The sequence below is a fragment of the Christensenella intestinihominis genome, from assembly GCF_001678845.1.
Taxonomy (GTDB): domain Bacteria; phylum Bacillota; class Clostridia; order Christensenellales; family Christensenellaceae; genus Christensenella; species Christensenella intestinihominis.
In genome coordinates this window covers 221,464-235,177 of the sequence record NZ_MAIQ01000004.1, presented here as the reverse complement: position 1 = coordinate 235,177, position 13,714 = coordinate 221,464, and the positions used below count along the sequence as shown (strand labels likewise).

The 13,714-nt window shown below is 52.7% G+C and carries 12 protein-coding genes; 11 read left to right on the top strand and 1 reads right to left on the bottom strand.

All coding sequences use genetic code 11. The features are described 5' to 3' along the window. The first annotated feature begins 13 nt into the window (after positions 1-13). From BBD38_RS07530 to BBD38_RS07515, 4 genes are all read left to right on the top strand, one after another. Complete coding sequence (locus BBD38_RS07530; RefSeq protein WP_066686359.1) at positions 14-967, top strand: ABC transporter permease; 954 nt, start codon at positions 14-16, stop codon at positions 965-967. A gap of 29 nt (positions 968-996) precedes the next feature. Further along, positions 997-1,977, top strand: coding sequence for an ABC transporter permease (locus tag BBD38_RS07525; RefSeq protein WP_066686357.1), 981 nt, complete (start codon positions 997-999; stop codon positions 1,975-1,977). A gap of 34 nt (positions 1,978-2,011) precedes the next feature. Then, positions 2,012-3,529, top strand: coding sequence for a sugar ABC transporter ATP-binding protein (locus tag BBD38_RS07520; RefSeq protein WP_082989556.1), 1,518 nt, complete (start codon positions 2,012-2,014; stop codon positions 3,527-3,529). A gap of 105 nt (positions 3,530-3,634) precedes the next feature. Further along, positions 3,635-5,044: an L-fucose/L-arabinose isomerase family protein gene (locus BBD38_RS07515; protein WP_066686355.1), complete on the top strand. Its 1,410-nt coding sequence runs from the start codon at positions 3,635-3,637 to the stop codon at positions 5,042-5,044. Positions 5,045-5,166: 122 nt separating this feature from the next. On the opposite strand, the gene BBD38_RS07510 is transcribed toward BBD38_RS07515, so the two are convergent. Then, complete coding sequence (locus BBD38_RS07510) at positions 5,167-5,952, bottom strand: SDR family NAD(P)-dependent oxidoreductase (RefSeq protein ID WP_066686354.1); 786 nt, start codon at positions 5,950-5,952, stop codon at positions 5,167-5,169. A 594-nt stretch (positions 5,953-6,546) separates the two neighbouring features. Here BBD38_RS07510 and BBD38_RS07500 point away from each other — a divergent pair. From BBD38_RS07500 to deoC (BBD38_RS07470), 7 genes are all read left to right on the top strand, one after another. Continuing rightward, positions 6,547-7,326 carry a glucose 1-dehydrogenase gene (locus BBD38_RS07500; protein ID WP_066686349.1) on the top strand — a complete coding sequence of 260 codons (780 nt, stop codon included), beginning with the start codon at positions 6,547-6,549 and terminating at the stop codon, positions 7,324-7,326. A 90-nt stretch (positions 7,327-7,416) separates the two neighbouring features. Next, positions 7,417-8,412, top strand: a complete 996-nt coding sequence (locus BBD38_RS07495) for an ABC transporter permease (RefSeq protein WP_066686348.1) — start codon at positions 7,417-7,419, stop codon at positions 8,410-8,412. Positions 8,413-8,482: 70 nt separating this feature from the next. Continuing rightward, positions 8,483-9,598, top strand: a complete 1,116-nt coding sequence (locus BBD38_RS07490; protein WP_066686347.1) for a sugar ABC transporter substrate-binding protein — start codon at positions 8,483-8,485, stop codon at positions 9,596-9,598. A gap of 71 nt (positions 9,599-9,669) precedes the next feature. Beyond that, positions 9,670-11,208: a sugar ABC transporter ATP-binding protein gene (locus BBD38_RS07485; protein WP_066686346.1), complete on the top strand. Its 1,539-nt coding sequence runs from the start codon at positions 9,670-9,672 to the stop codon at positions 11,206-11,208. 142 nt (positions 11,209-11,350) lie between these two features. Continuing rightward, positions 11,351-12,118, top strand: coding sequence for a GolD/DthD family dehydrogenase (locus tag BBD38_RS07480; RefSeq protein WP_066686344.1), 768 nt, complete (start codon positions 11,351-11,353; stop codon positions 12,116-12,118). 17 nt (positions 12,119-12,135) lie between these two features. Next, positions 12,136-12,819 (top strand): deoxyribose-phosphate aldolase, encoded by a 684-nt coding sequence (gene deoC, locus BBD38_RS07475; RefSeq protein ID WP_066686342.1) that lies wholly within the window; start codon positions 12,136-12,138, stop codon positions 12,817-12,819. A gap of 127 nt (positions 12,820-12,946) precedes the next feature. Further along, complete coding sequence (deoC, locus tag BBD38_RS07470) at positions 12,947-13,681, top strand: deoxyribose-phosphate aldolase (RefSeq protein ID WP_066686340.1); 735 nt, start codon at positions 12,947-12,949, stop codon at positions 13,679-13,681. Positions 13,682-13,714: the final 33 nt, after the last annotated feature.

Genomic DNA, 13,714 nt, shown 5'->3' with positions numbered 1-13,714 from the left:
AAGGAGGATACCGATGGAACGGATCAAACAGCATAAAAACATAATATGGATCGGCGCGGCAATTGTGGCGCTGATTATTGCCGGTTCCTTTATCCCCTATTTTTATACGCTGGATAACCTGCTCAACGTCGTCAGGCAAAGCTCCGTTGTTGCGATTTGCGCGGTTGGGGTCACGATGGTAATCATTATCCTCGGCATCGACCTTTCCGTGGGCGGCATCGTTTCATTTGGGGCAATGGTGTGCGGCATACTCATGCTGGCCGGAAACAACATTGTTTTATGTATGCTTGCGGGTATGGCGGTGGGCCTCGCTTTCGGATTATTTAACGGTTTTATGGTGGCGAAAATCGGCGTGCCCCCCTTCATCACAACGCTTGTGGTGGGGCAGGTGGCGGCCGGGCTGGCGCTCGTCTTGAGCAACGGCGGCTCCATCGGCGGCTTTCCGGACAGCTATGGATTTATCGGGAACGGAACGTTCCTGGGCGTGCCGGTTTCCAATTACATTATGGCTGCATTCGTTATTGTGGGCTCTTTGTTCATGGCCAAAACAAAAATGGGAAGCCAGATTTACGCACTTGGGGGAAATGAAACGGTTGTAAGGCAGGAAGGAATCAACACAAATAAAATCAAGATTATCGTTTATGGAATTTCCGGTTTTTGCGCGGCATGCGGCGGCATCCTGCTGAGCGCACAGCTCGATACGGTACACCCGATCCAGGGGGAGCCGTACCTGCTCGATACAATTGCGGCATGCGTAATCGGCGGAGTCAGCATGATGGGCGGCGAAGGAAAAATTTATCTGGCGCTCGTAGGGGCCCTGGTGATCGGATTGGTAAGGAATGCTCTGAATATGCTCGGGATGCATCCGTTTTACCAGAATATCATTATCGGTGCAATTATCATTGTTGTGGTAGCAATCAGTGTGTGGAATAAAAATAAAAAGATCAAGGAAAGCAAAACATTCTGACAGTTACCGATTTTGAAAGGAGGGCAACCATGAGCAGTGAAAAAACTTTGAAACAAGCAAAACCTGCGGGGGGATGGCTTCGCGGTTTTGTCAAAAATAACGGCGCGATCGTAATTTTCATTATCATCTTTGTGTTCGCGCTGATCTTTATCAGGAACTTTGCTTCCGTGGAAAACATGCTCAACATCGTCAAGCAGGCGGCGATCCCGATTATTGCCTGCATCGGGATGACGATGGTGCTCATGACGGGCGGGATCGACCTCTCGCTTGGATATAACATCGGATTTACGTCGGTAGTGGCCGGGCTCCTGATTAAAACGCTGGGCGTCCCGGTTCCGCTGGGCGTGATCGCGGCGCTTGCCGTCGGCCTCGCCATTGGCTTTGGCAACGGACTCCTCGTGGACAAGGTCAAGGTTCCCGCGTTTATTACGACGCTGGGGACGGGCTATATCCTGCTTGGAGCGGCACAGATTATCAGCAAGGGAGAAACGATCAACAAGCTGCCCGAGGATTTCCTGGCAATCGGGACCACGCCGGTCGGCGACCTTAACACCACGGTTCTGATCGCGGTGGCGGTGGCGGTGATCTTCTATATCGTGCTCCAGCGTTCCACCTATGGGCGGGCGCTCGCGGCCTTTGGCTATAACCAGCGCGCCAGCTTTGTGAGCGGCATTCCGGCATCGAAAATACACGTCAGCGCCTATGCAATCTGCGGCCTGCTGTCCGCGCTCGCGGGCGTGCTCCTCACGATCCGCGTCAATTGCGCGCAGCCGGATATGGGCGGCGGGGATTATACCTTCCAGATTGTGACGGCGGCCATCGTAGGCGGCGCGAGCCTGTTTGGCGGGAAAGGAACCGTCGTAGGCAGCATTTTCGGCGTATTCATCATCAAAGTGATCGAAAACTGTATCAATCTTACGGGCGTGCAATATTTTCTTTACCAGGCAGTCATGGGGATCGTAATATTACTGGCGCTGATCTTTGAATGCGTCAAGAATAAGAAGCTTTGAGGCGGCGTGCGTTCGATGAAAGGAAGTGAAGGCTTTGAGTGAAACGATTTTGGAAATGCGCGGGATTACCAAATATATCTTTGACAGCGAAGGAATCGCGCTGAAAAATACCAACGTAAAAATATTGGACAATATTGATTTCAACCTGCGGCACGGGGAGGTCCATGTGCTGATGGGGGAAAACGGCGCGGGGAAATCCACCCTGATGAAAATACTCGGGGGCATCATTCCGCCGGACGAAGGCGAGATGGTGCTGGAAGGCCAGAAAACCGGATTCAAAAACCCGATGGAGGCCAAAGCGGCCGGTATCGGTTTTATCCACCAGGAGCTGAACCTGTGCCAGAATATTGACGTGGCGCATAATATGTTCCTCGGCAACGAAATTATGAAAAACAGCGTTTTCATGGATAAGAAGGAGATGTACCAGCGCAGCGCGGAGCTGCTTGCGCGGATTGGCTGCAATATCAATCCCAAAACCATTGTGCGCAATCTTTCCACGGCGCAGCAGCAGCTTGTCGAGATTGCCAAGGCAATGTCCTATCATTCCAAAATATTGATTATGGACGAACCGACGGCAAGCCTTTCCCAGAATGAAATCGATATCCTTTTCAATCTCATCCGCGACATGAAGGGCAAGGGAATCAGCATTATTTATATTTCCCACCGGTTTGAAGAGCTGCTTGAAATCGGCGACCGCATCACGGTGCTGCGCGACGGGAAAAACTCGGGCAATATGGACGTTGCCGACTATGATTACGATAAGCTCGTCAACATGATGGTGGGACGGACCCTCGAAAAGATGCATTCGTGCACGCATATCCCGCAGGAGGAAGAAGTGCTGCGGGTGGAGGGCCTGAAAATATCGGAGAAAACGAAGCCCATCCATATCACGGTGAAAAAGGGTGAAATCGTTGGGCTGGGAGGGCTCGTCGGCTCGGGACGGACAGAGCTCGCGCAATCGATTTTCGGCGCGCGTCGTTTTCCGTCGGGCAAGGTTTACTATATGGGGGAACGGATCAAAAAACCAAATCCCCGTTCTTCCGTACAAAAGGGGATCGCATATCTTTCGGAGGACCGCAAGCTGGACGGGCTGGTGCTCCCTATGGATATCCGTGAGAACATCACGCTTGCCTATCTCGACCGCTTTTTCAAAAACCGGATTATTTCAAAACCCAGGGAACGTGAGATTGCGGAGGGCGAGGCGCGCGAGCTTAACATTGTGTGCCGCTCCATTTACCAACTTGTGAGCACACTTTCGGGCGGAAACCAGCAAAAGGTGGTTCTTGCCAAATGGCTGTCCCAAATGCCGAAGCTGCTTATCCTGGACGAACCGACCCGCGGGATCGATATCAATGCCAAGGCGGAAATCTATAAGCTGATGGATGAGATCGCCGGACAGGGCGTGGCAATCCTTATGATATCCTCGGAAATGCCGGAACTCATCGGCATGAGCGACCGTATTTACGTGATGCGCGGGGGGACGATTTCCGATGAAATCGATAAGGCCGACGGTATTACGCAGGAACGCATCCTGCAAGGGGCGCTGAACTAAGCGCCGCTGAAAACTAAAAAGGAAAAGGCGTGGAGGTCTTTGAATGGGCAAAATGGCCACGCCTTGGATTGTTGTTGACTAAATTTCAGAAAAGAGGACAAAAAAATGGAACCGATTACGTTTGCACTATATTTTGGGAACAGGGGCTTTTTCCCCGCGGAAGCGATTGCCGACGCCCGCCGGGAAATGGAAGAGGCAGTCCGCAAGGCGGGGTTCCGTTCCATTTCCGCACCCGCCGACATGACCCGCTATGGGGCGGTGGAGACGGCAAAGGAAGGCCAAAAATATGCGGAATTTTTGAAACAGCATGCGGGCGAATTTGACGGCGTGATTATGTGCCTGCCCAACTTTGGAGACGAAAACGGCGCGATGGTCGCCCTCAAGGACTGCGGCGTTCCAATCCTTATCCAGGCCTATGACGACGAGGCGGACCGCATGGACCCGGCGCACCGGCGCGACGCGTTTTGCGGAAAATTTGCCATGATGGATGTGTTTTACCAGATGAAAATTCCATTCACCGCCTACCAGCCCCATACGATGAACCCCCTGACGCCGGGTTTCGACCGGCAGATTCGGGATTTCGCAGCGGTGTGCCGTGTTGTAAAGGGGATGAAGAGCTTTAAGGTCGGCGCCGTCGGCGCGCGCACGACAGCTTTTAAAACGGTTCGTTTTGACGAATTGACGCTGCAAAAATATGGGATCGATACGGAGACGCTGGATTTGACTTCCGTATTCGCGCAAATCCGAAGCATGCAGAAAGAAAAAGAGCGGGTTGCGCAGCGCCGTGCATACTATGCGGAAATGGCGGACATGAGCGGCGTGCCCGGGGAGAAGCAGGACACAATCGCGGCGATCGGGCTTGTGCTCGACGAAATTATTGAAGAATACAGTCTCGACGCGCTTGCGCTCCGCTGCTGGGCGGAGTTCCAGCAGGAATTCGGGGTATCCCCCTGCGTCCCGGTATGCGACCTCAATGAACGGGGAATCGCGGCGGCGTGCGAGATGGACGTAAACAATGCGGTTGCCATGCGGGCGATTGCCCTTGCGAGCGAGCAGCCCGCAAGCGTGCTCGACTGGAACAATAACTATGGCGGTGAAGCGGATAAATGCATTGTATTCCACTGCGGGCCGGTTGCGAATTCGCTGCTGGCAGGCGGAAAGGGAACGGTGGGCAGGCACCGGATTCTTGAAAATTCCTATGGCGCGGATAATTGCATCGGCGTCAACGCAGGCAAATTCGATCAGTTCCATTTCACATTCGCAAGCGCGAAAACAGACGAGGGCGTACTCGGCTTTTATGCGGGCGAGGGCGATTTTACGGACGACCCGGTCAGCAAGGAATTCTTTGGCACCTATGGAGTGGCAAAGGTGGGCGGGCTCCAGGATGTCCTCACTTACATCGGTGAAAACGGCTACAAGCACCATGTGAGCATTACGAAGGGCGGCTGTGCCGCGATCCTGAAGGAAGCGCTGGGAAAATACCTCGGATACAGGATAGACCTGGTAACGCGCTGAGGCAGCATAAACGGTATAAAAAAGGCAGGCAGCCGCACAAGCGGGGGCCTGTCTTTTTTTGCGTATATCAAACCGGCCCGAAAGGAACGCCTTCGGATCAGCCTGCCGGAAAACAGGGCCCTTTACTTCCCGGTTTCCGCATATTCATGGGCGCGGTAAGGATTCTGGACTTTGAAAAATCCGCCGTCCACGCCGATAATTTCACCCGTCACATAGCCTGCCTCCGGCGATGCGAGGAAAGCAACCAGCGCCGCCGCCTCTTCCCCCGTGCCGAAACGCTTGAGGGCGATCTGCTTTACCTGTTCGTCGCCGCGTTCGCGAATCATTCCGTCCGTCATATCCGTGTGGATGATGCCCGGCGCATAGGCGTTTACCGTGACGCCGTAAGGGGCGAGCTCGGCGGACATGATTTTGGTAAACATGTTGACCGCAGCCTTGCTGCATCCATAGCCGACAAGGCCGACGTCCGCGATGGTCGCGGAGATGGAGGATGCATTCACAATCCTGCCGTATTTGTTCTTTTTCATGTAGGGAATGACCGCCTGTGTCATCAAAAACTGGCTTTTGAAATTGATATTTAAGTAACGGTCGAGATCATCCTCCGTCATATCTTCCACAAAAGCAAAATCGAAAATTCCCGCGTTGTTGACCAGGATATCGATGCGGCCGAACCTTTCGCCGACCTCCTTCACAATGCGGTCGACATCCGCCTTCCTGCTGACGTCCCCCTGTATCACATCCGACTGCGGAGAAAGCTTTTGCAGTTCCGCCTTTACCTCTGCCGCGCTCTTTTCGTTGGAACGGTATACCGCAACTACGATATCCCCCCTTTTTGCGAGGGCGAGACTCATGCATTTGCCCATTCCCCGTGTTCCGCCTGTAATAATTGCAACCCTTTGCTCACTCATTGTTCCACCTCGTCAAATTATTATCCTTCCTGAGAAAACCACGGACCTTGCAGCGCGATATCCGCTGCAAATCAATATTTTTATCCAAAAAATGGTAATTTAGAACAAAACAGGTAAAATTTCTTTCATTTTAGCAAGGGGGGTAATGATTGTCAAACATTTTTTGAACGTTCCAAAAATTTTTCGGAATTTTGCAAAAATCTATTGCTTTTAAAAAATCCGTGTGATAGAATACAACCAACAAAGCGAATGGAACGTTCCAAATAAACGGCCATTCGACAGTGAATCAGCATTTAAATTTTAAAAATTTTTATTTATAGAAAGAAACCAAGTAACAACAAACTGCATACCGGCTTTAAGGGAAAGCGAATCCGGGCCTCTTGTCCGAAGGGGCAACTGAATAATTAAGTCAATATTGTTTGCCGTGCCGAAATGCGCCGGAAACAAAAAAGGCGAATAAAAAAAGGCGAATATAAAAACGCAGGATTTTCCGCGATTCCTTATTACCCCGGAGCCTAAGGCCATGACGGCAAAAACGGTACCTTTTTGTCGGCCGGGCGGATCGCAAACGAAAACTTTTGGAGGTTTGAATCCATGAATGTAATCGATAAATTTTCAATGAACGGAAAAGCCAGCGTTGTAACCGGCGCTGCGCAGGGGCTTGGAAAGGCAATGGCGGAGGCGCTTGCTTCGGCCGGGTCGGATATCGTAATCGCTGAGATTAATACGGACCTTGCCCGGGAAACCGCAAACGAAATCGCGAAAACGTACGGTGTAAAAGCAGACGCTGTGAAGTGCGACGTCACCTCGCCGGAGGACAACCGGAAGCTGGTGGAATTCACGGTAAACACATTCGGTAAAATCGATGTGATGATTAATAATGCCGGAATTGTGAAGCATATCCCCGCCGAGGATGTAACGCCCGAGGAATGGCTTTCCGTAATCAATATTAACTTAAACGGCGTGTTCTTCGGCTCGCAGGCGGCGGGACGCGCCATGATCCGGCAGGGATACGGCAATATCATCAATACGGCGTCCATGTCCGGACTCATTGTCAATACGCCGCAGCCGCAGACTTCCTACAACGCGTCCAAAGCGGGCGTAATCCATCTTACCAAAAGCCTGGCATGCGAATGGGCGCCTTACAATATCCGCGTAAATGCAATCTGCCCCGGCTATATGCAAACGGAAATGACGAAAAAGTTTTTCGCGGACGGCGGCGAATGGGTCGATAAGTGGATGGCGATGTCGCCGATGAAACGCCCGGGCACGCCCGACGAACTGCAGGGCGTGGTTCTCTACCTTGCGAGCGACGCATCGACGTTTACCACGGGATCGGCCATTCCGGTAGACGGCGCGTATACCTGCTGGTAAGCGCGGGGATTTTATTGTTCATAATACGGCCTCGCGCCGTATATATGATAGATTGGGGCGATCTGCCCTGGCATTATAGGGAGGAAAATTATGAGTAATCAAACCGGAACGGAACTTTCCGCCAAGAAGAGCGGAAAATTCGGACAAGTAATGGCAAAGCCGGAAATGACGGCCCTTGTTGCATTGATTGCATTATGCATCGTTATGTGCATCCTGAGGCCGGAAACATTCCCGACGCCGACAAACGTATTCAATATTATGAGGCAGTTCTCACTGACGGCAATCCTCGCAGTAGGTATGGGCCTCATCATCATCACCACGGGCATCGACCTTTCGGTCGGGTCGGTCATCGCGGCTTCAGCGGCGTTCGGCACCTATATCGCACGTGCGAACGAGGGAACCCCCGGCATCATCGTGCTTCTCCTCATTCTGGGCTTCGGCGCGGGCATGGGCCTTGCGAACGGCCTGCTGGTCTCCAAGGTTGGCCTGCCGCCGTTCATCGCTACGCTCGGTACGATGAGCATCGGCAGCGGTATCGCGCTGCTGATTACCAACGGATCGCCGATCAGCTACCAGCCGACCTGGATTTCCGTATTCGGCGGCGGCTATATCGGGCCGGTTCCGATCTCCGTAATCGTCATGGCGGCGATCGTCGTACTTGGATTTATTTTTGCAAACAATACAATGACCGGGCGGAACATTTACGCGGTCGGCAACAGCGCCCCTGCGGCAAAGCTGTCCGGTATCAAGGTAGACAGGATACTGACCCTCGTATATGTGATCGAAGGTTTGCTGGCAGGCGTGTGCGCACTGCTCCTCGTGGGGCAGATGAACAGCGCGGACCCGTCCTTTGGTAAGAGTTACGAGATGGATGTTATCGCGGCGGCGGTTATCGGCGGCATCTCGATGTCGGGCGGCGAAGGAAGCATCCTCGGTACGGTGGTTGGCGCGGCGCTTATGGGCGTATTAAAGAATATGTTCGTACAGCTTGCGGTCTCCGGTTATTGGCAGACGGTTATCCTGGGCCTGATTATCATCGGCGCGGTTGCGATCGACAGTGTCCGGAAAAAACGCGCAACCCGGTAACTGCATTACTCATGTTGTATTCAAACCGGCCCAGCCGGTTGGATAATAAAAAAATCTGGGAGGAAAGATTATGTTAAAAAAGACTTTAGTAACCCTCGTTGCAGTGATTCTCTGCGTAGCGATGCTGGTTGGCTGCTCCGCACCTGCTGCGGAACCGAGCACGGAAGCATCTACGGAAGCTTCAACAGAAGCGTCCACAGAAGCATCCACGGAAGCTTCTTCCGACGCTGAACCCGCCGGCGACTTTACGCCCGCGGCGGACATCGAGATTCCCGCCGGGAAAACCCCGCTGTCCATGCCTGTAGACCAGGTTTCCGAAAAGCCCCTGAAGATCGCGACGATCATGGTGCAGAACAACCCGTTTGGCGCGGCTGTTCTCGTAGGCCAGAACTGGGCGAAGGAAGTCCTCGCCGACAGGAACTGCACGGTTGACTGCCAGTCCGTGGAAGACTTCGATCCTCAGAAATGGACGAGCATCATTGAAAACGATATCGCTGCCGGATATGATGCAATCTGCTACTTCGGTATTTCCGAAGCCCTGCAGCCGGTTACGGATAAAGGCGTTGATGCCGGTATCCTCATGTATGCGTTCAACACGGAGCCGGGCGAAAATTCCAAGCGCCAGGCGTACTATGGCCAGGATGGTACATACGGCGGCCAGGAATGCGGCAAGAAGCTCGAAGAGCTGATGGGCGGCGAAGGCAAATATGCCATCATCACCGGCGACTTCTCCGTACTCGGACATGAACTGAGAAGAAAAGGCGCGCACGAGATTCTCGACGCGAACGACAAGCTGGAGATGGTCGCTGAAGTTGAAAACAACGACAAGGCAGAGGAAGCTTACACGCAGACAGTCAATATCCTGACGGCGAACCCGGACCTCAAAGGCCTGTATGTAACGGCCGGCGGCCCGTCCGGCGCTGCGAAAGCTCTCGTAGACCAGGGTAAAGCAGACCAGGTTATGCTGGTATGCCACGACGTTCTTGCTGAAACCGCTCCGTACATTGCGGACGGCACAATCAAGGGCTGCATCGACCAGGACCCGTTCAACCAGGGTGCACAGCCGGTTATCGACGCGTTCAACCAGCTCGTCGCCGGCCAGGGACCGAAAGAAGAAATCAACTGGTACAAGGGCGTTATGGCAACGCCTGACAACGTGAAGGAACTGTTCCCGGAACTGTTCTAAGCAGAAGAGTGTTTGAGGATGGGACTGCACGCGGTGCAGTCCCCATCCTTCAAAAAACGGAGGTTATTAATATGAGCAAAGAGCTGATTTGCAGACTGAACGGCATATCTAAAATCTTCCCAGGTGTTAGAGCTCTTGACAACGTAAGCTTTGATATTTACAGCGGAGAGGTGCACGCGGTTGTCGGTGAAAACGGCGCGGGCAAATCCACGCTGATGAATATACTGTCCGGGGTTTATCCGGCAGAAGAAGGAACCGTGGAATTTGAAGGACGGGAAGTCCACTTCAAAGAACCAAAAGAGGCGCAGGAAGCGGGGATTGCGATGATCCACCAGGAGTTGTCCCTTGCGCAGCATATGACGGCTGCGGAAAATGTGTATATCGGCAGGATGCCCAAAAAAGGGATCATGATCGATCGCGCAAAAATGTATAAAGATACCCAGGATTTCCTTGACGAGCTTGGCATTGATTATATCAGTCCCAAGGCGATTGTTAAAAACCTGAGCGTATCCGAACAGCAGCTTCTCGAAATCGTTAAGGCAATGTCCTTCCGGTCCAAAATGCTGATTATGGACGAACCGACGGCGTCCCTCACGGAGGGGGAAATCAAGTTCCTGCTTAAAATTGTGGATAATCTCCGCAAGAATGGCGTTGCAATCCTGTATATTTCGCACAAGCTGGAAGAGATTATGGAAATTGCGGATAAAATTACGGTATTGCGCGACGGGAAGCATATTGATACGCGCGAAAAGAAAGACATGGACGAGCAGACGATGATTAACCTGATGGTTGGGCGCGAGTTCGACCAGTCCGCGCACCGTGAATTCATGAGCGACTACGAAACGCGCAAGCCGATCCTCGAGGTGGAGCATCTTTCCGATGCGCGCGGCCGCGTAAAGGATGTTTCCTTCAAGCTGTACGAAGGAGAGGTTCTCGGGCTTACCGGCCTTGTGGGCGCGGGGCGCAGCGAGCTTTTGGAAACGATTTTCGGCGCGCACATGAAGACAGCCGGGACCATCAAACTGGATGGAAAAGAAGTCAAAATTAAAAACACGGAAGACGCAATCAACCACGGCATGGCGCTGATTCCGGAAGGCCGTAAAATCCAGGGGCTATTCCTTAAGATGTCCGTGGAAGACAACATGACGATGGTATACCTGAAGAGGCTGAAGAGCACGCTCGGGCTCCTGAACAAAAATAAGGTAAAGGGAATCGCGGACGAATACGTCGATAAACTGAATGTTAAAACGCCGTCCCTCCAGCAATGCGTCAATAATTTGTCGGGCGGCAACCAGCAAAAAACAATTGTTGCGCGCTGGCTGATGAACGGGCCGAAAATCCTGTTCATGGACGAGCCCACGCATGGAATTGATATCGGCGCGAAATCGGAGATATACCACATTATCGACGACCTTGCAAAGGAAGGCGTATCGGTGGTGCTCCTGTCGTCGGAAATGCCGGAGGTATTGTCCCTGTGCGACCGGATTATGGTGATGCACCACGGAGAACTCCGGGGAGTTCTGGGGCATGACGAAGCAGACCAGGTAAAGATTATGTCTTATACGCTGGATTCGGCGGCAAACGACGCAAAAGAGAGTCAGACCGCTTAATCGATATAGGATTTTACAGAAAGCAAGGCGGTTCTATGACTTATTTTTCCACCGCCTTGTTTTTTTACGCCGCACGAGGCGGCGGAAAGTGAGCTTTAGCGCCTGCCTGGGGGCGGGCCGGGACCCATAAGGAGGATAACAAATGGCAAAAAGGAATTTCGATGAAAATTTTGACCTCGCGGGCAAACGGGCGATTATCACCGGCGCGGCAAGCGGCATCGGGTTTGAGATTGCGAAGATGTATGCACGCAAGGGCGCGGATATTATTGTGTTCGACCGTACGGAGTCAGATGAACTGAAAGCGTACGTGGAGGGCCTTGGACGCATATATATGGGTTACAAGGGCGACATTACCAAAGGGGAAGACCGCAGGGGCGTTACGGACGCGGCAATCGCGCGGTTTGGAAAGATTGACATCCTTGTCAACTGCGCGGGAGTCGGCCTTATTGACAAGGCGGTGGACATGACCGAGGAAATGTGGGACCTCACAATGAACGTAAACCTTAAGGGAATGTTTATGCTCAACCAGGCGGTGGGGCGGACCATGATTGAAAACGGAGGCGGGAAGATTATCAATATGGCGTCCCAGGCCGGTATCGTCGCGCTCGACAAGCACATCGCCTACGGCGTGGCCAAGGCAGGTGTGATTTATATGACAAAATTGCTGTGCTTTGAATGGGCGCAGTATAATATAAACGTAAACGCCATCTCTCCCACGGTGATCCTGACCCCTATGGGCGAAGCAGCCTGGGAAGGCGAGGTAGGGGAGGCTTTCAAAAAAACCATCCCGGCCCGCAGGTTTGGCTATCCCGAGGAAGTCGCGGCCTGCGCGGTATTCCTCGCGAGCGACGCGGCGAGCCTTATTAACGGGGAAAACCTCGTGATCGACGGCGGCTATACGATCCAGTAAAGAAAGCGGGGAAAATCATGAATAATCAGTTAACGTTTGAAACATTGCCGGGCATTGTGGATATCAGCGCCCTTTCCGTTCCTACTACGGAAGCGGATGTGGCGGAGCTTGCCCGGGCGGCGAATCAATACGGCTTTATTGCGGCGTTTGTAATGCCGTGCAATATTGAATATTTGAAGCGGGAGCTTGGGCCGGACACCAGGGTGATTATGGGCGCGCCCATCGGTTTCCCGACGGGCACGGACCTCACGCAGGACAAGGTGTTCCAGGTAAAGGAGATGAAAAAGCTTGGCTGTACCGAGTTTGATATGGTTTTAAGCGTATCGAAGCTGAAATCGGGAAAGCTTGGCTACGTGAAGGACGATATTGCAGCCGTGATTGAAGCGGCGGACGGGTTTCCGGTAAAAGTAATCCTTGAGGTGACATACCTGACGGACGACGAGATCAGGGCCGGAAGCGATATCGTGGCGGAATCGGGCGCGCAGTACGTCAAAACCGGTACGGGTTATTCCGCAAAACCCACCGAGGTGCGGCATGTGGAACTGATGAAACAGGCGGTGGGCGACCGGGTCAAGATCAAGGTGGCCGGCGGGGTACGCGATTTCGATACGCTGCAGCGGTTTTATGATGCGGGCGCACGGCGCTTTGGCATCGGCATGAAATCGGCGATCAACATTTTGGAATCTATCAGGAATCAGTAATTTTTTCATTTTTTCCTCTTTAGCGGGTGGGAGGGACGGCCCGGCCGTTCCTCCGGACCGCACATAACTTAACAGAACTATTTCCTTTTCTGAAAATTTAAAATATAATATATAGGAGAAAGATACCATGGAAAAGAAATCAATCACGGTACAGGAAATTGCAGACGCACTCGACCATTCCCTTTTGCGTCCGGACATCACGGTAAAAGAACTCAAAGAGGGCTGCGCCCTTGCAAAGCAATATCGATGCGTTTCGGTATGCGTACGGCCTTCCGACCTCCCGATTGTGGTCCGCGAGCTCGAGGGAACAAAAGTGCTTCCGACGACGGTCATCGGCTTCCCGCACGGCACATGCACAACGGAAACCAAGGTGTTTGAAACGAAGGACGCGATCGAAAAGGGCGCCGTGGAAGTGGATATGGTAATGAATATCGGCCGTTTCCTTTCCGGTGAATACGATTATGTGCTGGATGAGATCAAGCAGGTTGCAAAAGCGGCGCATGACGGCGGCGCACTGCTGAAGGTCATTTTTGAAAATTATTACCTGAATGACGACCAGATTATCAAAGCGAGCGAGCTTGCAAAGGCAGGCGGCGCAGATTTTTCCAAAACATCCACAGGATATGCGGGCGGCGGCGCAACCATCCATGACCTTAAAATCATGGTGGAGCACGCGGACGGCATGAAGGTAAAGGCCGCGGGCGGCGTAAAAACCCTGGATGCGGCATTGGCTGTCCTTGCGACGGGCACGGTGCGCATCGGCACGCGTTCCTCGAAGGATATTCTCGAGGAAGCGGTAAAACGCGCGGAAAAGGGCGAACTTTTCCTGAGCGACGAAGGAGAGCTCGGGACGGGGTATTAAAGCCCAAATAAATAATATAGGTTGGTGAAGAGG

Coding starts and splice junctions, on each gene's coding strand:
- BBD38_RS07495 (WP_066686348.1), top strand. CDS start 7,417: ATGAGTAATCAAACCGGAACGGAACTTTCCGCCAAGAAGAGCGGAAAA.
- BBD38_RS07525 (WP_066686357.1), top strand. CDS start 997: ATGAGCAGTGAAAAAACTTTGAAACAAGCAAAACCTGCGGGGGGATGG.
- deoC (WP_066686342.1), top strand. CDS start 12,136: ATGAATAATCAGTTAACGTTTGAAACATTGCCGGGCATTGTGGATATC.
- deoC (WP_066686340.1), top strand. CDS start 12,947: ATGGAAAAGAAATCAATCACGGTACAGGAAATTGCAGACGCACTCGAC.
- BBD38_RS07510 (WP_066686354.1), bottom strand. CDS start 5,952: ATGAGTGAGCAAAGGGTTGCAATTATTACAGGCGGAACACGGGGAATG.
- BBD38_RS07500 (WP_066686349.1), top strand. CDS start 6,547: ATGAATGTAATCGATAAATTTTCAATGAACGGAAAAGCCAGCGTTGTA.
- BBD38_RS07485 (WP_066686346.1), top strand. CDS start 9,670: ATGAGCAAAGAGCTGATTTGCAGACTGAACGGCATATCTAAAATCTTC.
- BBD38_RS07480 (WP_066686344.1), top strand. CDS start 11,351: ATGGCAAAAAGGAATTTCGATGAAAATTTTGACCTCGCGGGCAAACGG.
- BBD38_RS07530 (WP_066686359.1), top strand. CDS start 14: ATGGAACGGATCAAACAGCATAAAAACATAATATGGATCGGCGCGGCA.
- BBD38_RS07490 (WP_066686347.1), top strand. CDS start 8,483: ATGTTAAAAAAGACTTTAGTAACCCTCGTTGCAGTGATTCTCTGCGTA.
- BBD38_RS07515 (WP_066686355.1), top strand. CDS start 3,635: ATGGAACCGATTACGTTTGCACTATATTTTGGGAACAGGGGCTTTTTC.